The organism is Micromonospora sp. WMMD735, assembly GCF_049178995.1.
Taxonomy (GTDB): Bacteria; Actinomycetota; Actinomycetes; order Mycobacteriales; family Micromonosporaceae; genus Micromonospora; species Micromonospora wenchangensis.
In genome coordinates, this window is the sequence record NZ_JBMHMJ010000002.1 from 5,138,798 (window position 1) to 5,163,525 (window position 24,728).

The following is a 24,728-nucleotide window of genomic DNA, read 5'->3' on the forward strand; positions in this document are numbered from 1 at the left end:
GTACCCGCCCAGCGGGCCGCCAACCGGACCGTCGGTCAGGCCGGTGACGGCGACGCGTCGGGCCGTCCCCGGGCCGGCAGGTGTTCCACCAGCCGGGTCAGCGCGCCGTTGGCGAAGGTCGCGCCGAGCGCCGACCCGGCGGCGATGGTCCACCCCACCGGGCCGAGCGGGGTGCAGCCGAAGAACTGGCTCACCCCGGGCGTCTGCACCACGGCGGCGAGCACCCCGACCGACGCCGCCGTCGACGCGAGCACCGTCGGGCTGGTGCCGCCGGCCAGGACGGTCTGCCCCAGTTGGGTGCCGACCAGCGAGACCAGGGCCACCGTGCCGGCGCGTCGTTCCCGGCCGGTCCACCGGGCCACCGTCCAGCCGGCGGTCGCCCCGAGGGTGGTGGCGGCGGCGCGCAGCCCGATCTCCCGGGTCATGGTGCCGCCGAGGGAGGCGTCGGGCCCCTCGCGGAGCAGGCCGTCGGCGTGGTCGGCGTCGGGCGGCCGGACGGCGATGGCCAGCGCCGGCGCCAGGTCGGTGAGCAGGTTGACCAGGAGCAACTGCCGGCCGTTGAGCGCCGACCGGCCGGTGACGGCGGCGCTGAGCACACTGAACGCGATCTCGCCGAGGTTGCCGCCGACCAGGATGCTCAGCGCGTGGCGTACCGACGACCACATCGCCCGCCCCTCGACCAGGGTGGCGATGATGGTCTCCAGCCGGTCGTCGGTGACCACCAGGTCGGCGGCGGCGCGGGCGGCCGGGGTGCCCCGCTGGCCGAGGGCGATGCCGACGTCGGCCAGCCGGATCGCCGGGGCGTCGTTGGCGCCGTCCCCGGTCATCGCCACGGTCCGCCCGCACCTCTGCAACGCCTGGATGATCCGGACCTTGTGCGCCGGGGTGCACCGGGCCACCACGTCGGTACGGCTGAGCCGTTCACCCAGCTCCGTGTCGTCCCACTGGTCCAGGTCGGTGGCGGTGACCACCCGTTGACCGTCGGCATCCGGGCTGATCGCCGACGCGATCGCCTCGGCGGTGGCCGGATGGTCCCCGGTGATCATGATGGTGTGCACGCCGGCCTGCCTGATCCGGCGGACCGCCGGGGCGGCGCTGTCACGTATCCCGTCGGCGAGGGCGAGGAAGCCGACGAAGACCAGCCCGCGTACCTCGTCGTCGGTGACCGTCTCGGCACCGACCCGGCACTCCGCGACGGCGAGGATGCGGTGCCCCGCCCCGGCCCGGTCGGCGAGCACACCGTGCAGCCGCTCCCGGCGCTCGTCGTCCAGCGGCTCGTCCCGGCCGCCCGGCAGCCGCCACGCGCCGCACCGGGGCAGCACCGTCTCCGGGGCACCCTTCACACTCAGCAGCAGACCGTCGGCGGCACGCCCGACCGTCGCGTGGTAACCCCGGGACGGCTCGAACGGCAGCCCACCCACCGCCGTCCACCCGTGCGCACCGGTCTGCTCGGTCGTCGCCGCCTGCTGTGCGCCGTACCGGACCGCCCGGTCGGTGTGCTGGGGCAGCTCCTGCGGATCGTCCGCGTACGGGGTGGCGCGCAGCCCGGCGGCGAGGACCCGGCGCAGCTCGTCGTCGAGCCGGTCGACGGGGGCGAACCGGTCGCCGTCGCCGACCCCGGCGAGCAGCAGCCGGCCCTCGGTGAGGGTGCCCGTCTTGTCGAAGCAGAGCACGTCGACCCGGCCCAGCGCCTCGATGGTGCGCGGGTTGCGGACCAGCGCGCCGTGCTCGGCCAACCGTCGCGCAGCGGCCAACTGGGCCGCGCTGACCAGGAACGGCAACCCCTCCGGCACCGACGCCACGGCCAGGTTCGCGGCGGTCGCCGCCGTCTGTCCCAGCGGTACGCCCCGCAGCAGCCCCGCCCCGGCCACCGCGACCGCCGACGCGACGGCCAGCGGGACCGCCGAGCGGGTGAGCCGGCCGAGCCGGGCCTCCACCCCGCTCTCCGGTGGGGCCTGCCGGGCCAGCGCGAGGCTGCGCCCCGACTCGGTGGCGGCACCCGTGGCGACCACCACGGCGGTGCCGTGGCCGGTGGCGACGGTGGTGCCCTCGTACAGCATCGAGGTGCGGTCGGCGAGGGCGGCGGCGACCACCGGGGCGGCCCCCTTGGGCACCGGCAGCGACTCGCCGGTCAGCGACGACTCGTCGGCCTCCAGACCGTCGGCGGTGAGCACCCGGCAGTCGGCGGGCACCGCGTCCCCGGGGCCGAGGATCACCACGTCACCGCAGACCAGGTCCTCGGCGGCGGTCACCCGTTCGGCACCGTCGCGCAGCACCTTGGCGGTGACCGCCGAGCGGGACAGCAGCTGGGCCAGCGCCCGGTCGGTGTTGCGCTGGTGCACCGCCCCGACCAGCGCCGACCCGCCGACCACACCGCCGACCAGGGCCGCGTCGACCAGCGAGCCGAACGCCGCGGACAGGACGGCACCGGCGGCCAGCACCGGCGTGAGCGGGTTGGCCAGCTCGTCGACGAACGCCCGGAACAGGCCGACCGGCCCGGCCGACGGGTCCGGGTCGGTGCGGTGTCGGCGCTGCGCCTCGGCGTCGGTGAGCCCTTCCGGGCCGGTGTCGAGGTGGCGCAGCACGGTCGGGACCGGCATCAGGTGCCAGGCGGTGGTGGCCGGCGTCGGGGCCACGGCCGGGTCGGGTAGCCGGCGGGCCCGCCACACCCCGTTGGCGAAGGCCAGCGCCGCCGCGCCGTTGACGGCGGCGAGGCTACGGCCGGGAAGCTGCGTCGGCGCGGCGGTGAACGCGCCCAACGCGCCGAGCCCGGTGCCGGCCATGGCGAGGCGGATGCTCTGCCCGGTCATCCGCCGGGCCACCCCGACCGCCTCGATCAGCAGCGCCGCAATCCGCAGGTCGGTGCCGACGAGCAGGTGGGCACCCCACGGGGGCAGGTCGTCGGGGGCGGCCACGCCGAGGCCGCAGTCGGACGCCGCCAGCGCCGACCGGTCGCCGGAGACCAGCATCACCACCGCCCCGTCGCGTTGCAGGGCCCGTACGGAACTGGCGAGCCGGTCCCCACCGGGCAGCACCGCGTCGGCGAAGCCGTACCGCTGCGGGTCCGGGCCGGCGACGACCAGGCGCAGGCCGGCATGCCGGGCGGCGGCGGGCAGCGCGTCGACGCCGGGCGCCGGCTCGGGGGTGACCCGGACGACGGCGGTGAGGGTGCCGTCGTGGACGAGACCGAGCAGGGGGCCGTCCGTGGCGCGCAGCCGCCGGCTCTGCGGGGTGTCCCCCGGGTCGACGGCGTCGAGCCCGGCCAGCGGCCCGAGTCGCCAACCCTCGGCCTCCCGGACGTCGTCCGGGTGGTCGGGGTCGAAGAGGGCGAACGCCCGACCGGCCACCTCCCCGGTGTCCGCGCCGGCCAGCGGGGCCAGGTCGGCCAGGACGCCCCGGGGCGAGCCGAGCACGGCCGCGTCCAGCACCACCGTGTCGATCCGGTCGAGTTCCCGCAGCACACTGCGGTCCATCGCGATCACGCCGCGCCGGGCCAGCACCCGGCCGAGCTGCGCGGCGTACCCCTCGCGGCCACTGCCGGGGGCCTTGGGCAACGCGGCGAGCCCGAGCGCGGCGGCCCGTTTCGGGCCGGCGACGGGCCACGCGGCGGCCCCGGCGGTGGCCCCGGTGGCGAGCATCGTCGAGACGTACCGCTCGACGGGGCCGTCGGGTCGGGGACAGGGACGGCCGGGGCCGGGTGACCGGGCGACGGCGCGTCGCGGGTCACCGGTCAGCCTCGGCTCGGCCCGGGTCCATGCGGTGAGCTGGGCGCGCGCCTCACCCCACTGCACGATCCGCTGCGCGCCGTCGAGGACGATGCCGGCCCAGCCGCCGGTCAGCCCCTGCACGACCGCCTCGGCGAGCGGGAACAGCACCTCGGTGCGCGGGTCGGCACGCCACCCCCGACCGGCCAGGTCGTGCAGCTTCGGGTGCAGGTCGACGGCGGTGAGCAGACCGGCCACCTCGCCCGGTACCGGGGTGAACGGCAGGATACGGGTGGCGGCGGAGATGGTCAGGCCCAGCGCGTCGGAGGCGAGCGCGCCGAGGGTCCGGGGGGTACGCGGCCCGTCCTCCGGCGGGTGCGGGGGCGGGATCTCCGGGTCCGGCTCGTGCGGGCAGACCCGCTCGACCCGGGCCACCGTGTCGATCAGGGTGGCGAGTTTCGGCTTCGGGTCCTCGACGGCCACCACGACCCGGCCGGAGGGGGCGTTCACCCGTGCCCAGGCCACCCCGGGCAGCCGCTCCAACGCCGCCTCGACCTGGCAGGCCAGCCGGTCACCGCCGTCCTGGCAGACGCCGTGCACCTCGATGTGGTGCCGGCCGTCGCGGGACCAGACCCGACGGCGGGTCAGCCCGGCCACCCGGGCCAGCCGGCCGGCGGCCGAACCGACGGTACGGGACGCCCCGCCGAGCAGCGGCGGCACCGGCACCGACGGCAGGACCCGGCCGGCGACCCGGCCCAGCGTGGTCATCGGGGGGTACGGGCGGATCGGTCCCGCCCACTGCCGCCGTACCCCATCTCGCCTCCCGCGTTCGTCAGGCGGCCTGGCTTCCCGGTCGGGCGTCCGTTATGCCCCCCGGCCGGGCGAAGTTTCCGCCGGTGGCGGGGCATGGACGGCGGTGCCTGTGGAATCCCCCTGCCGACCCGACGAGTGGCAGGGAGGCCGGAATGAGCACGATCACGCGTCATCTCAGCGGCGGTCACGAGATGGTCCGGGCGTACACCCGACGGGTGGAGGTGCCGATGCTGGGTGAGGTGGCGGTGCCGCCACCGGACAAGATCGCCTATTACGCCGGGCTGGGGGTGCTCGCCGCCCTCCAGGTCATCGAGTGGCCGCTCGCCCTGGTGATCACCGCCGGTCACCTGCTCGCCGACCAGCACCTGTCGGGGCTGGCCAAGGGGCTCGGCGAGGCACTGGAGTCGGCCTGACGAGACCGGGCTCACCCTTGACCTGAACCGGGGTGCAGGTCGCAGGCTGGGCGCATGTCTGACGTACCGCCCGGCGTCACCCGGTGACCGCCACCCTGACGCCGGCCACCCGCCTCTACGACCCGCGCCTGCGGGCGATGACGGTGGGCAGCGTCGCCCTGGTGTCGCTGCTCGCCTTCGAGGCGCTGGCGGTGGGCACCGCGATGCCCACGGTGGCCCGCGCGCTGGACGGGCTCGGGCTGTACGCGCTCGCCTTCGGTGGCTCGTTCGCCGCCGGCGTGCTGGCCATGGTGCTGTCCGGGATCTGGTGCGACGCGCGGGGCCCCCGGGGGCCGATGTGGGTCGGGGTCGGACTGTTCGTCGCCGGCTTGTTCGTCGCCGGCAGCGCCGACGCGATGGGCACCCTGGTGGTCGGTCGGGCGGTGCAGGGCTTCGGCTCCGGCCTGCTCTCCGTCGCGTTGTACGTGGTGGTCGGGCAGGCGTACCCGCAGGAGCTGCGGCGTCGGGTGTTCGCCGCGTTCGCGGCGGCGTGGGTCGTACCGTCGCTGGTCGGGCCGGCGCTGGCCGGGCTGATCGTGGAGTACCTGGGCTGGCGGTGGGTCTTCCTCGCCGTGCCGGTGGTGGCGCTGCCGGCGGTGCTGCTGGTGGAGTCGGGTCTGCGGACGCTGCACCGCCCGCCGCCGGCCGGGCCGCCGAAGGGCGCGGCGGCCCGGATCGGGTGGGCGGCCGGGGCGGGGGTGAGCGCCGCGCTGCTGCACCACGGGGGGCAGCAGCGCGGCGTGCTCGCGGTGACCCTGGTGGCGGTGGCCCTGGCCGGTCTGGGGGTCTGCGCGCCCCGGCTGCTGCCGGCGGGGTTCCTGCGGGCGGCCCGGGGCCTGCCCACGGTGGTGGGCCTGCGCGGGTTGGCGGCGGCGGCGTTCGCGGGCGCGGAGGTGGTCATCCCGTTGATGCTGTCCCGGGAACGCGGCTTCTCGCCGACCGCCGCCGGGCTGGTGCTGACCGTCGGCGCGCTGTCCTGGTCGGTGGGTTCCTGGACGCAGGGCCGGCTGCCGCCGCCACGGTCCTCGGCGACCCTGCCCCGGCTCGGGCTGGCCTGCGTGGCGGCGGGCACGGCCACCGTCACCCTCGCCGTCTGGCCGGCGGTGCCGGTGGCGGTCGGGGTGGCCGGCTGGGCGGTGGCCGGGCTGGGGATGGGGTTGACGTTCCCGGCGCTGTCGGTGTTGACGCTGGCCCTGTCGGCCCCGGACGAGCAGGGCCGCAACAGTTCCTCGCTGCAACTGGCCGACTCGTTGTTCACCGCCACCGTGCTGGCGTTGACCGGCACCGTGCTCGCCGCCGGGACGACGCCCGGCCCGGCCGGGTACGCGGGGACGCTCGCCGTGGCGGTGGCGTGTGCGCTGCTCGGCGCGCTGCTCGCCGGTCGGGTGGTGCCGGCCCGGGAGCGGGCCGCCTGATCCGGGCGAATCCCGCCGGGTCGGCCGTGCCGACGGCGAGGATGGTGGGCGATGAACCTCCTGACGATCCTGCCGATGGCCGTGGTGATGGTGGCCGGTACGCAGCTGGTGGCGGCGGTCTTCCTCGCCTCCGGCGACCGGCCCCGGCGGGCGTCGGCGGGTTTCCTGGCCGGCGCGGCGCTCGTGGTGTCCGCCGGGACGACCCTCGCCTGGCTGGTCTTCCGGCTGGTCAGGGGTGCGGCCGGCGGCGGCGGGGGTGGTGGCCGCAAGCCGGTCGAGACGGTCATCGACTGGGTGGTGCTGGCGCTGCTGGTGGTGCTGGCGGTGGTGGTGTTCCTCCGGCGGCACTCGGCCGGCGAACCCCGGTGGATGGGTCGCCTCCAGCACGCCGGCTTCGGGTACGCGTTCCGCCTGGGCCTGCTGCTGTTCGTGGTGATGCCCTCCGACGACCTGACGATGGTGACGGTGGGGGCGACCGCCGCCCGGCACGGGCTGCCGTGGTGGCACCTGGTGCCGTTCGTGCTGCTGACCCTGTTGTTGCTCGCGCTGCCGCTGCTGGCGTTGCTGCTGCTCGGCGACCGGGCGGACCGGGTGCTGCCCCGGATGCGTGACTGGGCGGACCGGCACTCGTGGATCATCAGCGAGGCGGTGGTGGCCTTCTTCCTCGTGCTGACCGTCGTCGACCTGCTGAGGTGAGGCCGCGCCGGGCGGCCGGGCGGGTAGGGCGCGGATCACCTGGCCGACACGTACGGGGGAACCGACCGAAGATGAGCCTGCTACGGGTTACGGCCCTGCCTACCGTGGCCCCATGGTGGTCTTCGTCGTCACGGTGCTGCTCTACGTCTTCGGCCTGGTCTTTCTCTACGGGGTGATCCGTCTCGCCGTGCGGCACGGCATGGAGGATCTGGAGGCCCGCCGACCCCAGGTGCTGCGGGGTGCGCAGTCGGCGTCGGCCGACGACCGGGCGTTCCTGCGGGAGAACTCCTTCCTCGGCGGTAACTGACCCGCCGGACCCGTGGCGGTGTGCCCGGTGACCAGCAGGCGTGGCCCGACGGGCGGCCCGTGGCCCGGGGTGCGAGGATCGCTGCCGTGATGGGAACGTTGCAGACCGAGCCCGCCCGCACCCGCCCCGACCTGCTGGCGGCACCGGTGGCCGCCGCGCTGGCGTCCTGGCCGGCGCAGGCCCCCGTGGACGTCGACGCCGTCCTGGTCGCCCCGATCGACGCCACCCTGGCCGACACGGCGGCGTTCTGCGCGGCGTACGAGGTGGGGCTGGACGTGTCGGCGAACTGCGTGGTGATCGCCGGTAAGCGGGAGGGTGAGATCCGGTACGCCGCCTGCGTGGTGCTCGCCACCACCCGCGCCGACGTCAACGGGGTGGTCCGCCGGACGCTGGACGTGCGCAAGGCGAGCTTCGCTCCGATGGCCGAGGCGGTCGAGTCGACCGGGATGGAGTACGGCGGGATCACCCCGATCGGGCTGCCCGAGTCCTGGCCGATCCTGGTCGACGCCCGGGTGATCGCCACCCCGCACGTGATCATCGGGTCCGGCGTACGACACAGCAAGATCGCCCTGCCGGGGCCGGCGCTCGGCGCGTTGCCCGGGGCGCGGGTGGTGGAGGGCCTGGCCCGGCCCGCCTAGTCATTTGCGTTCATCGATGTTGTTGCACGTGAAACATCGCACCGGTCGATGCCGCCCCGGAACGCCGGGCGTCAGGCGGCCGACTCCCGCTGGGCGACCTCGGTCAGGGCGGCGAGGAGTGTCTCGGGTTCCTGCGCCCCGGTGACGCCGTACTTGCCGGCGAGGACGAAGGTCGGCACGCTGGTCACCCCGAGCTGGTGGGCGGTGCTCAGGTCGGCGGCCAGTTCGCGGCGGCCGGCGTTCGACGCCAGGTACTCGCGCGCCCCGGTCTCGTCCAGCCCGACGGAGGCGGCCAGCGCCACCAACGCCTCAGGTGACCCGACGTCGACCCCGTCGGTGAAGTGCGCCCGGTAGAGGGCCTCGACCAGCTCACCCGCCCGACCGTGCTCGTCGGCGAACCGGACCAGCCGGTGCGCCTCGAAGGTGTTGGCGCTCACCGCCCGGTCGAAGTTCAACGTCAGCCCCACCCCGGCGGCCACCTGGGTCACCTGGCCGGCCATCGACTCGGCCCGCTCCCGGCCACCGAACTTCGCGGCCAGCGCGTCGAGCAGCGGCCCGGGCGTGCTCACCGGCGACGGGTCGAGCTGGAACGGCCGGTACCTGACGGTCACCTCACCGTCGTACGACGCGAGGGCCTGTTCGAGGCGGCGCTTGCCGATGTAGCACCAGGGGCAGACCACGTCGGCGTAGATCTCGATCTCCATGATCGGAGACAACCCCCAGCTCAGCCCGCTTGTTCCCGCACCTGTCGCTTGAGTCGGGCCAGGATCGCGGTGCCGCCGCGCACCCGCAGCGGGCTGATCGCCTGGGCCAGGCCCATCCGCTGGTAGAGGTCGTCCGGCACGTCGAGCACCTGCGCGGCGCTCGCCCCGGCCAACCCCTCGGCGAGGATGCCGGCGAAGGCCCGGGTGGTGGGTGCCTCGGGTGGGCAGTCGAACACGGTGGTCACCGTGCCGTCCGGGGCGACCTCGGCGCGCAGGAAGAACGCCGTCTGGCACTCGGGGACCTGCTCCAGGTCGTCGCGGTCCATCCCGGCCGGCAGCGGTGGGACCACGTCGGCGTACTCCAGCAGCATCTCCAGCACCACGTCGCGGGGCGCGTCGGCGAACTCCTCGACGATCTCGGCCAGCTTCGTCGGCATCTCGGGCATCCCGCCAGGCTACCGCCGCCCCTGGCGTCCCGGCCCGACGGTCGGCACCGGCCGGGGGTGGGTCCACCCGCCCCCGACCACGTCACCTGTCCGCACCGACCGTCGTTCCCGCCCGCACCGCCGGCCGTCGTGCCCGGCTCAGTTGTTCGGGGCACCCTCGCTGATGTCGGCCAGCGCCGAGCTGGGGTCGAGCTGCATAGCCAGGTCACCCAGGGAGACGATGCCGACGAGCTTGCGTTCGTTGTCGCAGACCAGGATGCGCCGGATGTTGCGCTCGCGCATCAACGCCACCGCCTCGCCGGCCGTGGCGTGCTGCTCGATCATCACCACCTCCCGGGTGATGATCGAGCCGATCGAGGTGCTGGTCGGGTCGCTGCACTCGGCCACCGCCCGGACCACGATGTCCCGGTCGGTCAGCAGACCCGCCAGCGTGGAGCCGTCGGTGACCACCACGTCCCCGATGTCGGCCTCTTTCATCACCCTGGCCGCCTCGTCCAGAGTGGTCTCCGCCGACAGATAGACCACCTGCTTGGTCATCACGTCACTGACCCGGTACATGAGAGCCTCCGTACAACACCCGTAGTCGATCCGACTTCGGTACCCCGTGGCGCGTCCGCTACACCCCGTTGCCGCGAACCCGACCCAGTAGTTGGTCGGCCAGGCCGTCCCACGGCACCTCGTCGCGTCCGCCGGTCACCCGGTCGCGCACCTCGACGTACCCGTCGACGAGTCGGCGGCCGACCACGACGACGCACGGGATGCCGATCAGCTCGGCATCGGTGAACTTCACCCCGGCCGAGACGGTGGCCCGGTCATCGACGAGCACCCGCAGGCCGGCCGCCGACAGCCGGCCGCCGAGGTCGAGCGCCGCATCGAGCTGCGCCCCCTTGCCCGCCACCACCAGGTGTACGTCGCACGGCGCGACCGCCACCGGCCAGACCAGCCCCCGCTCGTCGTGGTGCTGTTCGGCGATCGCCGCGACCGCCCGGGACACCCCGATGCCGTAGCAACCCATGGTGGGCCGGACCGGTTTGCCCGCCGCGCCCAGCACGTCGAGGGCGAACGCGTCGGTGAACCGGCGGCCGAGCTGGAAGATGTGCCCGATCTCGATCCCGCGCCGGATCGTCAGCTCACCGCCGGTGCCGTCCCTCCCGGCGGCGGGGCCGTCGGGAGTTCCGGTGGCGGCGCAGGCCGGGCAGGGGTCACCGGGGCGGACCTCGGCGGCCTCGATGGTGCCGTCGGGGACGAAGTCCCGCCCGCACACCACGTCGGTGGCGTGCCGCCCCGGCTCGTTGGCCCCGGTCAGCCAGGCGGTGCCGGTGACCACCCGGGGATCGACCAGGTAGCGCAGGCCGAGCCCGGCCAGCACCTGCGGCCCGAGATAGCCCCGGACCAGCCCGGGGTGGGCGGCCCAGTCGTCGAAGACCGCCACATCGGCCGGGTGCAGGGCCGCCGCGACCCGCCGGAGGTCCACCTCCCGGTCGCCGGGCAGCCCGATCACCAGCACCTCGGGGGTCTCCGCGCCGGGCCGGCGTACGGTCAGCACCACGTTCTTCAGGGTGTCGGCGGCGGTCCAGTCGTGCCGCCCGGCGAGCTTCCGGTCGTTGGCGACGGCCACCAGCGCGGCGATGGTCGGCGTCTGCGGGGTGTCGTGCACCTCGGTGGGGCGGTGCGCGTCCGGGTCGCCACCGGCCGGGACGGGGGTCGTCACCGCCTCGGTGTTCGCCGCGTAGTCGCAGACCGTGCAGCCGACGTAGGTGTCCTCACCGACCGGGGTGCCGGCCAGGAACTCCTCCGAGGCCGAGCCGCCCATCGCTCCGGAGACCGCCCGCACCACCGTGTACGCCAGCCCCAACCGGTCGAAGACCCGCCGGTACGCCGCCCGGTGCCGGGCGTACGACGCGCGCAGGCCGTCGTCGTCCAGGTCGAACGAGTAGGCGTCCTTCATCAGGAACTCCCGCCCGCGCAGCAGGCCGGCCCGGGGGCGGGCCTCGTCGCGGAACTTCGTCTGGATCTGGAAGATCGTCAACGGGAGGTCCCGGTAGGACGAAACCAGATCCTTGACCAGCAGCGTCGCCAACTCCTCGTGGGTCGGGGCGAGCAGGTGCTCGGCGCCGCGCCGGTCGGCGAGGGTGAAGATGTCGTCGCCGTACTCCGCCCACCGGCCGCTGGTGCGGTACGGCTCCGCCGGCAGCAGCGCCGGGAAGTGCACCTCCTGGTCGCCGATCGCGGCCAGTTCCGACCGGACGATCTCGGTGACCCGGTCCAGCACCAGTTTGCCCAGCGGCAGCCAGGCGTACCCACCCGGGGCGACGCGGCGGATGTAACCGGCGCGCAGCAGGAGCCGGTGGCTCGGCACCTCCGCGTCCGCCGGGTCCTCGCGCAGGGTCCGCAGCAGGGTGGTCGACGTACGAAGCAACATCGACGCAGCGTAAGGCCGCACCCCCCACCCCAGCGATCCCTTTCACCTCATCCCCTCGCTCCCGCCGCCGCCCCGACGTTTCGCGGTGATCAAGAGGTTTGCGTCAGGATTCCGGGAGCGGGTGACGCAAACCTCTTGATCACCGGGGCGGGAGGGGGCGGGGGGCAGGGGGCGGGGGCGAGGGGGTAATTCGATCGACATGGGTTTCCGGGGCGGTGAGCATCGGGGCATGCGGCAGGACGAGATCTGGGACGACGAGGCCGCCCGGCACTACGACACGCCGGGCGAGGGCATGTTCGCGGCCGAGGTGCTGGAGCCGACGGTGGACCGGCTGGCCGCGCTCGCCGGTGACGGGCCGGCGCTGGAGTTCGCCATCGGGACCGGTCGGGTCGCCGTCCCGCTGGCCGCCCGGGGGGTGCCGGTCACCGGCATCGAACTGTCCGCCCCGATGATCGCGCAGCTCCGCACCAAGGTGGACGCGGACACCATCCCGGTGGTCGCCGGTGACATGGCGAACGCCGTCGCCCCGGGTGAGTTCTCCCTCGTCTACCTGATCTACAACACGATCGCCAACCTGCTCACCCAGGCCGAGCAGGTGGCCTGCTTCCGCAACGCCGCCCGGCACCTCGCCCCAGGTGGTCGGTTCGTCGTCGAACTGTGGGTGCCCGAGCTGCGTAAACTGCCGCCCGGCCAGCAGGCGGTGGTGTGGCACTCCGAACCCGGCTACGTCGGCCTGGACACCTACGACGTGCTGAACCAGCAGGTGGTGTCCCACCATTTCCGGTTCGACGACGGCCGGCAGGCGGAACTGTTCCGTACCCCGCACCGCTACGTCTGGCCCGCCGAGCTGGACCTGATGGCGCAGCTCGCCGGGTTCACCCTGGAGAGCCGGCACGCGGACTGGGCCGGCGGCGAGTTCACCGCCGAATCCCGCTCCCACGTCTCCGTCTACCGGCTGCCCTAGCCGAGCCCGCGTCCACATCGGGTCTGCACCCCTTCGGGTCTGCCGATCACCTGGGCCCTGGCCACGCCGAAGGTCGACGAGCGGGGGCTGGTCTGCCGGCGGCGGGCACCGCGTCTCGACGTCGCAGTGCCCGCACCGGCCGGGCCGCGCTGCCCGCAGGGGCAACCCGGACTGCCCGCAGGACCGGCCGGCGACCGGGGAGCGGGCCGGCAGATCCGGTGCACGCTGGTGCGGACCCGCCCACCGACCGGGAGACAGGCGTGCATCCGCATCAGGACGTCCAGCCGGCGCCATGGCAACACACGTTCGCCACGACCTTCGCCTGGATCGCCGAGCACGAGCCGGCGTACTTCCAGCGCCTCACCTGGGCCGACACCCAGCAGAACCCCACCTGCCTGGCGATGTTCCACGCCTGGGCCGACGAGCAGGCCGCCCACACCGGCGTCGACCAGTTGCGCCGTAGCCTGGCCACGGTCACGCTGCTCCAGCAGCACGCCAGTGGGCAACTGGACCGGGACCACCTCGTCGTCGCGCTGGTGGACACCGTCCGGCCGCCGTGGGTCGACCACCCCCTGGCGTTGGCGTTCGGGGAGGTCGATCCGACGCTCGTCGCGGAGTTCGCCCAGATCGACGACATGTACGCGCTGGTCGCCCGGTTGACGCAGGTGTTCGAGGTGGACACCGGGTTCACGTTCGCCCTCTGGTCGGTGGCCGCCGAGGCTCTCGCCGGCGAGGTCGCCGGGGCGTACCTGCCGTACTTCGCCGCAGCCTGCGACGAGCACCTGCGGCAGTGGTACCTGACCGCCACCGTCGCGCAACCGGACCTGCCCGGTCAGCCCGGGGACCCGGCACCTGACGGTGGCGACCAGCCGGCGCCCCGGTGGCTGGACTACCTGGACCCCGACCAGTTCCCGCAGGTGCTGGCGGACTGCCCGGACCTCGCCACCGACATCGCCGACTACAACACGCAGGCGTACGCGTTCAGCCTGGCCGGGCCGTACCAGGAGGAGTACCGGTCGTCGGTGCACGATGCCATCGCCCGCGTCCTGGCCTGGTACGCCCACCGTCAACCGGTGATCCTGGGTCGCCTCCAGGCGTTCGGCGGACCGCAGGGACAGCCCGACGATCCGGCAACCGCCCACCTGCTGGCCCTCGCCCCGCAGTGGGAGCAGCTACGCCAGGCCTGCGGGCTCCTCACCGCCGCCCTCGAACCCGGCTTCACCGGATATCCGCCGGCCCAGCCGTTGCCGGTTCGGGAACAGATCGCGGCGGCGGCGCGGGCCCGGCTGTCGGCCAGGGAGAGCCGGCAGGCCAGTGCGCAACCGCCGCAACCGGTCGAGACGCCGGAAGCCGTCGAGGTGCCGAGAGCCGTCGAGGTGCCGCGACCACCATCCCGCCGGCCCGAGCAGCACGGACCGTCGACTCCGGGCGGCATCACCGACGAGCAGTGGCGGCAGATCGCGGCGATCCTGCCGGGCAGCGACGCGCATGGGGGCCGGCGGTACGACCGCCGGCTGATCGTGGAAGCGATCTACCACCGCAGACGCACCGGCTGCACCTGGCCGGACATGCCGGCGCACTTTCCACCCGGCTCGACCGTCGCCAACTACCAGTCGATCTGGGAGCGCGACGGCACGATGCGCCTGATCGAGGCGATCCTGGGCCAGTAGCCGCCGGCCGCGCCGGGGGCCGCTGCCCTCGGTGGGCCGGGTCAGTGGGTGCCGCTGCCGGTGGCGGCGACGAACGACCGCCAGGCCCGGCGGTCGAAGGTGAGGACGGGCCCGGTCGGGTCCTTGCTGTCGCGCACCCCGACGAGGCCCGGCAGACCGTCGGCGACCTCGACGCACTCACCGTTGCCGCTGCGGGTGGACTTGCGCCAGGTGGCACCGGTCAGCTCCATGACGTCATCACTTCCTTCATCAGCAGTGCCGACTGGTTGTGGGGCAGGGCCTCGCTGCGGACGCTCTCCCACCGTGCAATCAGGATAGTCAGCTCCCCGTCCTTGTCGATCGTGGTGCCACTGAGCTGGTTCTCCAGATGGCCTACCCAACCGCTGTCGTTGCCGAGCGCCAGCGTGAACGGGCCGGCGAGGCCCACATGGGTGCTGACCTCGGCGGGTATCACGTGGATGCTGACGTTCGGCTGGTCGACGCACTCCAGCAGGTGGGCGATCTGCTGCGTCATCAGGCCCCGGAAGCTCTCGTCCGCGCGCCGGAGCACCGCCTCCTCCACCACCGCGATCAGCTTCGGCGGCTGCGGACGACTGAGCACGCCCTGCCGGTCCAACCGGACGGCGAGCCGCCGCTCCACCTCGTCGTCGCTGAGCATGTCGTCGGCCCGGATCACCGCACGGGCGTAGTTCTCCGTCTGCAACAGACCCGGAACGAGCGTCGGGTGGTAACACCAGAGCTGCTGTGCCTGGCGTTCGGCTTCCAGCCAGGGCCGGAACCAGTTCGGCTGCGAGTAGCGCTCGGCCAGCCTGAGCAGTGAGGTGAGCAGCCCGCCGGTCGCCAGGACCTCGTCCGCCCGCCTGAGGAAGAGCCTGTCGAACGGCCGCTGGCCCAGCTCGATGGCCGAGATCTGCGAGCCGGAGAAGTGGACCAGCTTGCCGAACTCCTCCTGGCTCAGCTCCGCGTGCAGCCGCAGTCTGCGCAGTTGTGCCCGGATCAGGTCGGCGGTCGGTTCACTTTCCACACGTCCTCCACGGTTGTCCCGGCCGCCTCCCCGGTCCGACCGGGCGGCCCTCGCCGTCGACCCGACCTCGCCCCGGCCGGCGTCGATGCCTTCCGAGAGTAGTGGTGTCATCACCAGAATGTCACCAGCGGGTCGCCTTCCGTCCGGCCCGCTGCGGAGCCGCCCCGTGCCGGGCGGCTCCATCCCCGCCACCATCAGGAGGTCGAGACCGGTGAACTCCCGTCCGTTTCCGGTGCCGCGCCTCGGCCCGTATGCCGACCGGCCCCGTTCCCGCCCGCCGGGCGGCCGACCGCACCTGCCGCTGCGACCGCTGTGGGTGTGTCGGGCCTGCGGCGGCCCGTGGCCGTGCGCCGAGGCCCGGCTGCTGCTCCGCATCGAGTACGACGCACACCCCGTCGACCTGGCCGTCTATCTGTCCGGGCTCTATCACGAGGCGAGTCACGACCTGTTCCGGCTTGACCCGCAGGACGGGCCGACGCCGCGTGACCTGTTCGAGCGGTTCGTCGCCTGGGCCCCCTACCGCCGGGGACCGGCCACCCCGCCCCCGTCGGGCTGAGCCGGTCCGGGCCGGGTGGAGTGGGCGGCGGTATGGGGCCGACATAGCGGTGTCCGAAGGTGCGGGATACCGCTGTGTCGACCCAAAAGAGTCGATCAACCCCGACCGCAGGCGAGGCGGGCAAGGGCGCGGGGTGCTGGTCGATGACCTGCGCCACGTTGGGGCGGTGGGCGGCGGCAGGCGACGGTCGGCCGGTGACACACTGGTCGCCGCAGTCGACGAGGGCATGAGGGGGCGGCGTGCGCTGGCGGAGCTTCGTGGCGGTCGGGGACAGTTTCACCGAGGGCATGGACGACGCGTACCCCGACGGCACCTACCGGGGCTGGGCGGACCTGGTGGCGACGCGGCTGGCCGCCGAGGCCGGGCCGGACTTCGGCTATGCGAACCTGGCCATCCGGGGCCGGCTCTTCCCGAGTGTCGTCGCCGAGCAGGTGCCCGCCGCGCTCGCCATGAAGCCCGACCTGGTCAGCTTCGCGGCCGGCGGCAACGACGTGCTGCGCCGTACCTTCGACCCGGACGCGTTGGCGACCCGGTTCGACGCCGTGGTGGCCCGACTGCGCGCCAACGGTTCCGACGTGATCCTCTTCCGGTTCGCCGACGTGCTGGCCCGGCTGCCCGGCCAGCGCCTCGTCTCCCCCCGGATCGCGCTGATCAACCGGATCATCGGCGAGATCGCCGAGCGGCACGGCGCGATCCTGATCGACCTGTTCGCCGACGACACGTTCCGGCTCAACCCGATGCTCTGGAGCCCCGACCGGCTGCACCTGTCCGCCGCCGGGCACCGGCGGGTCGCCGCCCAGGTGCTGACCACGCTCGGGGTGGGCTGCGACGAGGAGTGGCTGATGGTGCCGGAGCGCCCGGCCGCCACCCCGTGGCTCGCCGCCCGCGCCGCCGACCTGAGCTGGGTCGGCCGGCACCTGGCCCCGTGGATCACCCGTCGACTCACCGGCCGGTCCTCCGGCGACACGGTCACCGCGAAGCGTCCGATTCTCGGCCCGGTCACCGACTGACGTGCGCACCCTGCACACCGCCCCCCTGCTGCGCCTCACCCGGAACGACGGGCCGCCGCCGGGTCAGCCGGCTCCGGCCGAGGGTGAGTCGCTGCCCGACCCGCCCGCCGCGGGCGACGGTGGGTCGCTGTCGGGCTGGGCGGTGCTGGTCGACGGGGACCGGATCGAGGCGGTCGGGCCGGTCGGGGAGCTGAAGCAGGCGTACCCGACGGTGCGGGTGCGGCGGTGGCCCGGCACCCTCGGGCCGGCGCTGGTGCACGACGGGCCGCTGCCCCCGGCGGCCAGCCCACGGGAACGGGTGCACGCCTTGCTGCGGATGGGCGTCGGTGCGGTGCTCGCCGGGCACCTGACCGACCCGGCGCTGCGGGCGGCGGCGGCCCGTAACGACGTGGCGGTCCTCGACGTGGCTCGACCCCTGGCCCTCACCGTCGGTAGCCGCGCCGACCTGGCCGTCTTCGCCGACGACGGCCAGTGTCTCGCCACCGTGGTCGCCGGCCGCCTGGTACACCGCCGCGCCTGACCGCTCGGCCCGCCGCTGACCGGGCCGACCGCCGCTGGCCGGACCACCGACAGCCGGACCACCGCCGGCCCGGCCGGCGGTGGTCCGGTGCCGTTGGGCGGTCGACGCCCCGGATTCCGGCGTAACTTGGGGCTCATGTCTGTGCCGAGTGATCCGCATCCCCGCCTCCAGTCGTACGCCGACCCGCAGCGGCTGGTCACCACCGAATGGTTGGCCGAACACCTCGGCGACGAGGGTCTCGTCGTGGTCGAATCCGACGAGGACGTGCTGCTCTATGACACCGGTCATATCCCCGGGGCCGTCAAGGTCGACTGGCACACCGAGCTGAACGACCAGGTGACCCGGGACTACCTGGACGCGGAGAGCTTCGCCGAGCTGTGCGCGGCCAAGGGCATCGGCCGCGACGACACGGTGGTCTTCTACGGCGACAACTTCAACTGGTGGGCCGCGTACGCGCTGTGGGTGTTCACCCTGTTCGGCCACTCCGACGTGCGGCTGCTCGACGGCGGCCGGCAGAAGTGGATCGCCGAGGGGCGTGAGTTGACCCGGGAGAAGACGGTCCGGCCGCGCGCCGACTATCCGGTGCCGCAGCGTAACGACGCGCCGGTCCGGGCGTACCGGGAGCAGGTGATGGCGCACGTGGCGGCGGGCCGGCCGCTCGTCGACGTCCGCTCGCCTGGCGAGTACACCGGCGAGATGCTGCACATGCCCGACTATCCGCAGGAGGGCGCGCTGCGCGGCGGGCACATCCCGGGCGCGGTGAGCAAGCCGTGGAAGTCCGCCGCGAACGACGACGGCACCTTCAAGTCGGCCGACGAACTGCGGGCCATCTACACCGACCAGCTCGGGCTGAGCCCCGCCGACGACGTGGTGGCCTACTGCCGGATCGGTGAACGGTCCAGCCACACCTGGTTCGTGCTGCACCACCTGCTGGGCTTCCCGCAGGTACGCAACTACGACGGTTCGTGGACCGAGTGGGGCAACCTGGTCCGGGCCCCCGTGGTCCGGGGCGACCAGCCCGGCGGCCTGGCCGGCTGACCGGCCCTCCGCCGGGCCGACCCCGGCCGGCCCTCGATCGCACTTGGGCGGATGTTGCGGTGTCCCCGATCCGGGATACCGCGACATCCGCCCACTTGCGTCCCCCGCCCGTCCGGCGGTAAATCGGCGGTTCCCCCCGACCGGGGGCACCGGGCGGGGGAATCTGCTGGTGGAGCCCCGGATACCCGGTGAGGAGACAGGGCGTGCACCGACCGCGAGCCCGGCTGATGGCGCTGTGCGCCCTGGCCGCCCTGCCCCCGGCGATCGAGGCGTTGCTACTGGTACGCCTCGGGTTCGTCGCCGCCGAGGGGCTGTCCTCCCAGGTGACCGCCGTCTGGCCGTACGACACCTACCACGACCTGCGCTGGCTGTACGTCTACCACGACTCGTGGCCCGACTTCCTGGTCGGACTGCTGCTGGTGATCGGGTTCCGGGCACTGCTCACCACCGGGCTGGTCGTACTCGCCTGGCCCGCCGAGGCGGCCCGGCCCGGCCTGCGCTGGCTGCTCGGACGCAACCTCGGCCTGTCCGCGGTGGTCGTCGTGCTGGTCGCCCCCTGGGCGTTGATCTCGGTGGCCGCCTCGGTGGTCGCGCTCTCCTGGGTGCTGCTCGCCTCGCTGCTGCCGATGTTCCTGCTCGCGCCGTTCCTGCAACGCGCCGCCGTGGTCGGGCCATGGTGGCGCGGATTGCCGTCGATCTCCCTGGTCGGTTGGTCGCTGCTGAACTTCGTGGTGCTCACCGTGGCCAGCGCGCTGTGCTGGAGCGTCCCCGGCTGGTGGACGGTGCCCGTCGCGCTGCTCGCCGGAGCGGCCAACGGGCTGCTCTGGGAACGCACCGTGCACGTCGCCGTGCTGACCTCCCGGGTGCGCTGGGCGCGGGTGCCGGTCACCCCGATCGCCGTCGCGCTGGCCCTCGCCGTGCCGCTGACGATCCCCCTGCTGGTGCAGGTCGTCCCGGCCGGGGTGAGTATCGAGCAGGTGGTGCTCGGGCAACGGCTGCCCACCGACGTACGGCACGCGGTGATCGTCCTCGCCGGTCACGGGTCCGCCTACGACGGCACCCCGCCCGTCGACGCGAACGTGGAACGGTTCTCCTACCGGGGGCTGGGCGGGGACGGTCGACCGCTGCCGTACCGGTCGTCGGACACCAACCGGTCGCTGGAGAGCGGGACCGCCCTGCTCCAGACGCAGGTGGACCGCCTGCACGGGCGTACCGGCCGGCCGGTCGCCCTGATCGGGGAGAGCGAGGGGGCGATGCTCGCCCGCACCTACCTCGCGCAGCGCCCGCACCCGGCGGTGGACACCCTGGTCATGTTCAGCCCGTTGATCAACGCGGGGCGGGCGTACTACCCGCCGGCCGGGGCGTCCCACGGCTGGGGGGTGGCCACCGGCTGGCAGCTACGGGCCCTGCTCGGGGCGATCGGACTGTTCGGGGTCACCGACGCCGGGCCGGACGAGCCGTTCATCCGCTCCCTGCTGGACAATGCGCCCTTTTACCGCAACCAGTTGATGTGCCAGGTGCCGGGCGTGCGGATGGTGGCCTTCCTGCCGACGACCACGGCCACCGAGGCGCCGCCGGGCGACTACACAGGCATCCCCGTGTTCCAGATGCCCGGGGTGCACGGCGGGCTGCTGGGCCGCTCACTGGTCCAGGACCGTCTGATCCACTTCCTCGCCGGGGTGCCCGAGAGCCGGATGCGGCGGGAGTATCCGCTGCTCCAGCAGCTCGGCGCGGGCTGGCAGGCGCCACCACTGGCGATCCGGGTCAACCCCGCCTGGAACGACGTCCGCCAACCGGACCCGTCCTTCACCGGGAAGGTCTGCCAACCTTCCTGACCTGAGCGTCGTCCCGGTTGCCGCGTCGGTGTCGGACGACCAGCCGGACGGCGGCGAGGGTCAGTCCCATCACGATCAACGCCTCGATCGGGTGGTACGGCGCGAACAGCAGGTGCACGACGACGACCGCCGCGCCGACCACCATGGCGGCGGTCACCCAGCGGCGGCGGGCGAGCGCGACGACCAGGCCGGTCGCCACCAGCAGCACCCCGCTCGCCACGTGCAGCCAGGCCCAGTTGGTGAGGTCGTAGAAGACGAGCCCGTCGGCGTGCAGCGAGACGTAGACGTCGCCGCTGTCGACGTCGCCGATCCCGGACAGCACGTCGAAGATGCCCGCGCCGACCAGCAGGCCACCGGCGAGCAGCAGCGACCGGTCCGGCCGTCGTGCCGTCATCCCACCCTCCCTCCCCTTCCAGGCTAGGGCCGGCGGGGCACGCCGTCCGGCGATCACCGGCGGCACCCGACGGCCGCCGCCGGCACCCGGTCCGGGGGCGCGACCCGGGGCGCGTCCGGCGGTCGCTGTCCGCCTGGTGAACCCGCGGGTAACCGAGGGGCCCCGGTGTCCGGGTCGAGGTCTACGCTTGCCAGGTGACTGTGGGGCAGCAGGCAAGGGGCAGCGCAGGCAGCGCGGGCCGGCGCCGGTCGAGGCGCGACGAGATCCTGGAGATCGCTGTCGGGCTCTTCGCCGCCCGTGGCTACCACGGGGTCTCCATGGACGACATCGGTGCGGCCGCCGGGGTGACCGGTCCCGCCCTCTACCACCACTTCGCCGGCAAGGAGGCGATGCTGGCCGCCGCGCTGATCCCGGTCAGCGAGGGGCTGCTCGACGGTGGCCGGGACCGGGCGGCGAGCCGTCCGGGCGACCCGCGTGGCGCGCTGGAGTCCCTGATCGACTTCCACGTCGACTTCGCGCTGGCGAACCCGGCCGTGATCGCCCTGCACCTGCACGAGCTGGACCGCCTCCCGGACGAGCCGCGCCGCCGTATCCGCAAGCTCCAGCGGCTGTACGTCGAGGAGTGGGTGACCGTGCTGACCGCGCTGCACCCGGGGCTGCCCGCCGGAGAGGCGCGGGTGCTGGCGCACGCCGCGTTCGGCCTGATGAACTCGACCCCGTTCCTCGGCGGCGAGGTCGACAGGCGGCGTCGGGCGGCGCTGCTACGGGCCGCCGCGTCGGCCGCCCTGCTCGCCGAGACCGACTCCTGACCCTTCCGCCCGACTCGTGGCCGCCGGCCCGACCGTGGTTTCCTGGCATCCGTCCCCACCCCGGACGTTGAGCATCCGTCCCCACCCTGGACGCTGGAGGAAACATGATCGAGTCGCTGTTGGTCGCCAACCGGGGCGAGATCGCCCGCCGGATCATCCGTACCGCGAAGCGGCTCGGCATCCGCGCGGTCGCGGTGCACTCGGAGGCCGACGTCGACCTGCCGTTCGTGGTCGAGGCCGACGAGGCGGTGTGCGTGGGACCGGCGAACCCGGCCCAGAGCTACCGCAACGTGGAGGCGATCCTGGCCGCCGCCGGGTCCACCGGCGCGCAGGCGATCCACCCCGGCTACGGCTTCCTGTCGGAGAACGCCGACTTCGCCCGTACCGTGCAGGACCGCGGGCTGGTCTGGGTGGGGCCCGGCGCGGACGCGATCACCGCGATGGGCGACAAGATCAACGCACGGAACCTGATGGCGGCGGCCGGGGTGCCGGTCGCGCCCGGTACCACCGAACCGGCCACCGACCTCGACGCGGCGGTCGCCGCCGCCACGGAGATCGGCTACCCGGTGATGGTCAAGGCCGCCGCCGGTGGCGGCGGGATGGGCATGGCCGTGGCCGCCGACGAGGCCGCGCTGCGCACCGAGTACGACAAGGTCCGCGCGTTCGCCGAGCGGATGTTCGGCGACGGCTCGGTGCTCATCGAGCGCTACTTCCCCCGGGTACGCCACGTCGAGGTGCAGATCCTCGGCCTGGCCGACGGCCGGGTGGTGGCGCTCGGCGAGCGGGAGTGCTCGGTGCAGCGGCGCAACCAGAAGCTGGTCGAGGAGTCCCCCTCCCCGGCGGTCTCGCCGGAGCTGCGGGCGCGGTTCCTGGCCGCCGCCGTGCGGGCCGGCGAGGCGGTCGGCTACCGCAACGCGGGCACCGTCGAATGCCTGCTGGACCCGGCCACGCAGGAGTTCTTCTTCCTGGAGATGAACACCCGGCTCCAGGTGGAGCACCCGGTGACCGAGCTGGTCTACGGCGTCGACCTGGTCGAGGAGCAGCTGCGGGTGGCGGCCGGCCTGCCACCGACCTTCGACCCGGACGCGCTGACCCCGCGCGGGCACGCGATTGAGCTGCGGATCAACGCGGAGGACCCGAAGCGGTTCCTGCCCGGACCCGGCGTCATCAGCACCTGGGTGGAGCCGACCGGCGAGGGGGTACGCGTCGACTCCGGGTACGTCGCCGGCAACACCGTGACCCCGTTCTACGACAGCCTGCTGGCCAAGCTCGTCGTCACCGGGGCGGACCGGGCCGAGGCGATCGGGCGGGCCCGCACGGCGGTGGCCGACTTCGCGCTGGCCGGCCCGAAGAACAACCTGCCCTTCTTCGCCGAGCTGCTGACCAACGAGGAGTTCGTCTCCGGCGACTACGACACCGGCATCGTCGGCCGGATGCGCTGACCCCGGCGCGGCGTGGCGGCGGCGGTCGGTCAGGTGGTTCCCTGGGGGGACCACCGGTCGTCCGGCGTCGCCGGTCGTCGTCCCCACGAGGGGCGGCGGCCCGGGACCACTCTCCGGCGACCCGATGTCACAGCGAGGTGACCATGAGTCAGATGCCAGCGGCGGTGTCGATCCGCGAGGTCGGGCCCCGTGACGGGCTCCAGAACGAGGAGCCGATCCCCACCGGGGCCAAGGTGCGGTTGCTCGACGCCCTCTCGGGCACCGGCGTGCGTCGGATCGAGGCGGTGTCGTTCGTGCATCCCAGGGCGATCCCGCAGATGGCCGACGCCGACGAGGTGTGGCGGCAGGCCGGGAGGGCCGAGGGGGTCCGCTACTCGGCGCTGGTGCCCAACACGAAGGGTGCCCAGCGGGCCCTGGCCGCCGGATTCACCGAGATCGAGGTGGTGGTCTCGGCGAGCGACACGCACAACCGGCGCAACGTCAACCGCTCCACCGACGAGTCGCTCGACGACATCGCCGAGCTGATCGACCTGCTGCACGGCGCGGGCGCGCGGGCCGAGGTGATCGTGGCGACCAGCTTCGGCTGCCCGTACGAGGGGGACGTCGACCCGGGGCGGGTCGCCGGGATCGTCGAGCGGGTGGTCCGCGACGGCGCCGACCGGGTCGCGTTCGGCGACACCACCGGCATGGGTACGCCCCGGCGGGTCCGGGAGCTGGTCACCGCCGTCCGCGACCGGGAGCCCGACGTGCCGGTGCTGCTGCACTTCCACAACACCCGGGGTACCGCGCTGGCGAACCTGCTGACCGCCCTGGAGCTGGGGGTCACCGAGTTCGACGCCAGCGTCGGCGGTCTGGGCGGCTGCCCGTACGCGCCGGGGGCGAGCGGGAACCTGGCCACCGAGGAGGCGGTGCACATGCTGCACGACATGGGCATCGACACCGGCATCGACCTGGACGCCCTGATCGGGGTCGCCGAGTTGGCCGAGGAGCTGCTCGGCAAGCGGCTGCCGTCGGGAGTGCTGCGGGCCGGCCCGCGTACCCGGCTGACCGCCCGCTGAGGGGCGACCCGGTTGATCGACTCCGTTGCGTCCCCGTAGCGGTGTCGGCAGGTGGTCGATGCCGCTACAGCGCCGTCGTGGCGGCAACGTGCGACCCCCGGGAGACGCGGGGAGGGGCCGGCGCGGTGCCGGCCCCTCCGTCGGGTCACGTCGTGGGTCAGCCGACGCTGAGCAGACCCGGCCAGCTGTCCTTGAAGACCTGGCTGCCGGTGCTGCTGCGGCGGTCGTTGGCGCTGAGCGTGCCGGCGAACAGGCTGCTCACCCGGTTCGCCTCGGTGGTGCTCGGGTACGGGTTGGTGCAGCTCGTGCCGGCGCTGCCGCCCGACATCAGGATCGCGCAGTTGCCGTTGTAGTTGTCGGGCAGGCCGAGGATGTGCCCGATCTCGTGGGTCATGATCCGCAGCGGGCTGTACTGGGCGGCCTGCTGGGTGTCGATGTAGACCCGGCCGTTGCCGAGGCTGGTGCGCTGGGCGTACGAGCCGCCGCCGGTGATCTGGTAGATCCGCAGGTTGGTGCCGCAGTTCGCGGTGAGCGTCAGGTTGGTGGTGGCGTTGTTCCAGATCGACGCGGCCTGGTTGGCGATACCCGCGTAGCTGGGCGCCTGGCTGGTGTTGTAGCAGATGGTCATCGCGGCGGAGGCGGGCGCGGGGTTGGCGACCGTGAGGCCGAGGGTCGCGGTCGCCGTCGCCAGGGCGGCGACGGCGAGGCGCTTGACGCGTGAGTTCATGACTCACTCCAATCCGGAGGGGGTGTCTGGAGCGTAGCCATATCGATAGTTGAGTATCAATATCCGGGGCGGAAGTCGGTCGGG

General features: G+C 73.8%; 23 protein-coding genes and 1 pseudogene. 15 read left to right on the forward strand and 9 right to left on the reverse strand.

Annotated features, from left to right (window positions below):
• Window positions 1-35: 35 nt before the first annotated feature.
• The gene (locus ACN268_RS22235) at window positions 36-4,472 is read right to left on the reverse strand and encodes an HAD-IC family P-type ATPase (RefSeq protein WP_421484845.1); all 4,437 of its coding nucleotides are present in this window, start codon (window positions 4,470-4,472) and stop codon (window positions 36-38) included.
• Window positions 4,473-4,610: 138 nt separating this feature from the next.
• Here ACN268_RS22235 and ACN268_RS22240 point away from each other — a divergent pair.
• From ACN268_RS22240 to ACN268_RS22260, 5 genes and pseudogenes are all read left to right on the forward strand, one after another.
• Window positions 4,611-4,930, forward strand: a pseudogene (locus ACN268_RS22240) (hypothetical protein).
• An 83-nt stretch (window positions 4,931-5,013) separates the two neighbouring features.
• Window positions 5,014-6,384, forward strand: a complete 1,371-nt coding sequence (locus tag ACN268_RS22245; RefSeq protein ID WP_421484846.1) for an MFS transporter — start codon at window positions 5,014-5,016, stop codon at window positions 6,382-6,384.
• A 51-nt stretch (window positions 6,385-6,435) separates the two neighbouring features.
• Entirely contained in the window at window positions 6,436-7,080 is a 645-nt protein-coding gene (locus ACN268_RS22250) for a GAP family protein (protein ID WP_421484847.1), read from the forward strand.
• 112 nt (window positions 7,081-7,192) lie between these two features.
• Window positions 7,193-7,387: a hypothetical protein gene (locus ACN268_RS22255; RefSeq protein WP_088647200.1), complete on the forward strand. Its 195-nt coding sequence runs from the start codon at window positions 7,193-7,195 to the stop codon at window positions 7,385-7,387.
• 89 nt (window positions 7,388-7,476) lie between these two features.
• A complete protein-coding gene (locus ACN268_RS22260; protein WP_204925539.1) occupies window positions 7,477-8,025 on the forward strand; it encodes a YbaK/EbsC family protein in 549 nt (182 codons plus the stop codon).
• A gap of 71 nt (window positions 8,026-8,096) precedes the next feature.
• On the opposite strand, the gene ACN268_RS22265 is transcribed toward ACN268_RS22260, so the two are convergent.
• From ACN268_RS22265 to ACN268_RS22280, 4 genes are all read right to left on the reverse strand, one after another.
• On the reverse strand, window positions 8,097-8,729 hold the full coding sequence (locus tag ACN268_RS22265) for a DsbA family oxidoreductase (RefSeq protein ID WP_421484848.1): 633 nt from the start codon (window positions 8,727-8,729) through the stop codon (window positions 8,097-8,099).
• Window positions 8,730-8,749: 20 nt separating this feature from the next.
• On the reverse strand, window positions 8,750-9,175 hold the full coding sequence (locus ACN268_RS22270) for a SufE family protein (RefSeq protein ID WP_421484849.1): 426 nt from the start codon (window positions 9,173-9,175) through the stop codon (window positions 8,750-8,752).
• Between the two features lie 138 nt (window positions 9,176-9,313).
• Window positions 9,314-9,733, reverse strand: a complete 420-nt coding sequence (locus ACN268_RS22275; protein WP_204925541.1) for a CBS domain-containing protein — start codon at window positions 9,731-9,733, stop codon at window positions 9,314-9,316.
• 58 nt (window positions 9,734-9,791) lie between these two features.
• Entirely contained in the window at window positions 9,792-11,597 is a 1,806-nt protein-coding gene (locus ACN268_RS22280; RefSeq protein ID WP_421484850.1) for a proline--tRNA ligase, read from the reverse strand.
• Window positions 11,598-11,826: 229 nt separating this feature from the next.
• On the opposite strand from ACN268_RS22280, the gene ACN268_RS22285 reads away from it, so the two are divergent.
• Both ACN268_RS22285 and ACN268_RS22290 read left to right on the forward strand, forming a co-directional pair.
• Entirely contained in the window at window positions 11,827-12,561 is a 735-nt protein-coding gene (locus ACN268_RS22285) for a class I SAM-dependent DNA methyltransferase (protein WP_421484851.1), read from the forward strand.
• A gap of 260 nt (window positions 12,562-12,821) precedes the next feature.
• Complete coding sequence (locus tag ACN268_RS22290; RefSeq protein ID WP_421484852.1) at window positions 12,822-14,231, forward strand: transposase; 1,410 nt, start codon at window positions 12,822-12,824, stop codon at window positions 14,229-14,231.
• A gap of 41 nt (window positions 14,232-14,272) precedes the next feature.
• On the opposite strand, the gene ACN268_RS22295 is transcribed toward ACN268_RS22290, so the two are convergent.
• Window positions 14,273-14,461 (reverse strand): DUF397 domain-containing protein, encoded by a 189-nt coding sequence (locus tag ACN268_RS22295; protein ID WP_421484853.1) that lies wholly within the window; start codon window positions 14,459-14,461, stop codon window positions 14,273-14,275.
• A complete protein-coding gene (locus ACN268_RS22300) occupies window positions 14,452-15,255 on the reverse strand; it encodes a helix-turn-helix domain-containing protein (RefSeq protein WP_421484854.1) in 804 nt (267 codons plus the stop codon). Before ACN268_RS22300 ends, ACN268_RS22295 begins: the two co-directional genes overlap by 10 nt.
• Window positions 15,256-15,466: 211 nt before the next feature.
• Here ACN268_RS22300 and ACN268_RS22305 point away from each other — a divergent pair, with 211 nt between their 5' ends.
• The 5 genes from ACN268_RS22305 (at window position 15,467) to ACN268_RS22325 (ending at window position 20,214) form a co-directional block, all read left to right on the forward strand.
• Complete coding sequence (locus tag ACN268_RS22305) at window positions 15,467-15,811, forward strand: hypothetical protein (RefSeq protein ID WP_421484855.1); 345 nt, start codon at window positions 15,467-15,469, stop codon at window positions 15,809-15,811.
• A 239-nt stretch (window positions 15,812-16,050) separates the two neighbouring features.
• Window positions 16,051-16,821, forward strand: coding sequence for an SGNH/GDSL hydrolase family protein (locus ACN268_RS22310; protein ID WP_421484856.1), 771 nt, complete (start codon window positions 16,051-16,053; stop codon window positions 16,819-16,821).
• 1 nt (window position 16,822) lies between these two features.
• On the forward strand, window positions 16,823-17,341 hold the full coding sequence (locus ACN268_RS22315; RefSeq protein ID WP_421484857.1) for an imidazolonepropionase-like domain-containing protein: 519 nt from the start codon (window positions 16,823-16,825) through the stop codon (window positions 17,339-17,341).
• Window positions 17,342-17,476: 135 nt separating this feature from the next.
• The gene (locus tag ACN268_RS22320) at window positions 17,477-18,379 is read left to right on the forward strand and encodes a sulfurtransferase (protein WP_204925548.1); all 903 of its coding nucleotides are present in this window, start codon (window positions 17,477-17,479) and stop codon (window positions 18,377-18,379) included.
• Window positions 18,380-18,582: 203 nt separating this feature from the next.
• A complete protein-coding gene (locus ACN268_RS22325) occupies window positions 18,583-20,214 on the forward strand; it encodes a hypothetical protein (RefSeq protein ID WP_421484858.1) in 1,632 nt (543 codons plus the stop codon).
• Here the strand turns inward: ACN268_RS22325 and ACN268_RS22330 are convergent.
• Window positions 20,186-20,608 carry a DUF7144 family membrane protein gene (locus tag ACN268_RS22330; RefSeq protein WP_421484859.1) on the reverse strand — a complete coding sequence of 141 codons (423 nt, stop codon included), beginning with the start codon at window positions 20,606-20,608 and terminating at the stop codon, window positions 20,186-20,188. The genes ACN268_RS22325 and ACN268_RS22330 overlap by 29 nt on opposite strands.
• A gap of 194 nt (window positions 20,609-20,802) precedes the next feature.
• Here ACN268_RS22330 and ACN268_RS22335 point away from each other — a divergent pair, with 194 nt between their 5' ends.
• The 3 genes from ACN268_RS22335 to ACN268_RS22345 all read left to right on the forward strand — a co-directional run bounded on the left by ACN268_RS22335 (window position 20,803) and on the right by ACN268_RS22345 (window position 23,917).
• The gene (locus ACN268_RS22335) at window positions 20,803-21,417 is read left to right on the forward strand and encodes a TetR/AcrR family transcriptional regulator (RefSeq protein ID WP_421484860.1); all 615 of its coding nucleotides are present in this window, start codon (window positions 20,803-20,805) and stop codon (window positions 21,415-21,417) included.
• 104 nt (window positions 21,418-21,521) lie between these two features.
• Window positions 21,522-22,859, forward strand: a complete 1,338-nt coding sequence (locus ACN268_RS22340; protein ID WP_421484861.1) for an acetyl-CoA carboxylase biotin carboxylase subunit — start codon at window positions 21,522-21,524, stop codon at window positions 22,857-22,859.
• 143 nt (window positions 22,860-23,002) lie between these two features.
• Window positions 23,003-23,917 (forward strand): hydroxymethylglutaryl-CoA lyase, encoded by a 915-nt coding sequence (locus tag ACN268_RS22345; RefSeq protein WP_421484862.1) that lies wholly within the window; start codon window positions 23,003-23,005, stop codon window positions 23,915-23,917.
• Window positions 23,918-24,074: 157 nt separating this feature from the next.
• Here the strand turns inward: ACN268_RS22345 and ACN268_RS22350 are convergent, their stop codons facing one another.
• Window positions 24,075-24,644, reverse strand: a complete 570-nt coding sequence (locus tag ACN268_RS22350; protein WP_421484863.1) for a snapalysin family zinc-dependent metalloprotease — start codon at window positions 24,642-24,644, stop codon at window positions 24,075-24,077.
• Between the last annotated feature and the right edge of the window lie 84 nt (window positions 24,645-24,728).

What these genes read in the sequence shown, in the direction of transcription:
- ACN268_RS22295 (WP_421484853.1), bottom strand. Translation starts at nt 14,461, where the DNA reads ATGGAGCTGACCGGTGCCACCTGGCGCAAGTCCACCCGCAGCGGCAAC.
- ACN268_RS22345 (WP_421484862.1), top strand. Translation starts at nt 23,003, where the DNA reads ATGAGTCAGATGCCAGCGGCGGTGTCGATCCGCGAGGTCGGGCCCCGT.
- ACN268_RS22260 (WP_204925539.1), top strand. Translation starts at nt 7,477, where the DNA reads ATGGGAACGTTGCAGACCGAGCCCGCCCGCACCCGCCCCGACCTGCTG.
- ACN268_RS22235 (WP_421484845.1), bottom strand. Translation starts at nt 4,472, where the DNA reads ATGACCACGCTGGGCCGGGTCGCCGGCCGGGTCCTGCCGTCGGTGCCG.
- ACN268_RS22275 (WP_204925541.1), bottom strand. Translation starts at nt 9,733, where the DNA reads ATGTACCGGGTCAGTGACGTGATGACCAAGCAGGTGGTCTATCTGTCG.
- ACN268_RS22265 (WP_421484848.1), bottom strand. Translation starts at nt 8,729, where the DNA reads ATGGAGATCGAGATCTACGCCGACGTGGTCTGCCCCTGGTGCTACATC.
- ACN268_RS22330 (WP_421484859.1), bottom strand. Translation starts at nt 20,608, where the DNA reads ATGACGGCACGACGGCCGGACCGGTCGCTGCTGCTCGCCGGTGGCCTG.
- ACN268_RS22340 (WP_421484861.1), top strand. Translation starts at nt 21,522, where the DNA reads ATGATCGAGTCGCTGTTGGTCGCCAACCGGGGCGAGATCGCCCGCCGG.
- ACN268_RS22285 (WP_421484851.1), top strand. Translation starts at nt 11,827, where the DNA reads ATGCGGCAGGACGAGATCTGGGACGACGAGGCCGCCCGGCACTACGAC.
- ACN268_RS22320 (WP_204925548.1), top strand. Translation starts at nt 17,477, where the DNA reads ATGTCTGTGCCGAGTGATCCGCATCCCCGCCTCCAGTCGTACGCCGAC.
- ACN268_RS22250 (WP_421484847.1), top strand. Translation starts at nt 6,436, where the DNA reads ATGAACCTCCTGACGATCCTGCCGATGGCCGTGGTGATGGTGGCCGGT.
- ACN268_RS22255 (WP_088647200.1), top strand. Translation starts at nt 7,193, where the DNA reads ATGGTGGTCTTCGTCGTCACGGTGCTGCTCTACGTCTTCGGCCTGGTC.
- ACN268_RS22270 (WP_421484849.1), bottom strand. Translation starts at nt 9,175, where the DNA reads ATGCCCGAGATGCCGACGAAGCTGGCCGAGATCGTCGAGGAGTTCGCC.
- ACN268_RS22350 (WP_421484863.1), bottom strand. Translation starts at nt 24,644, where the DNA reads ATGAACTCACGCGTCAAGCGCCTCGCCGTCGCCGCCCTGGCGACGGCG.
- ACN268_RS22280 (WP_421484850.1), bottom strand. Translation starts at nt 11,597, where the DNA reads ATGTTGCTTCGTACGTCGACCACCCTGCTGCGGACCCTGCGCGAGGAC.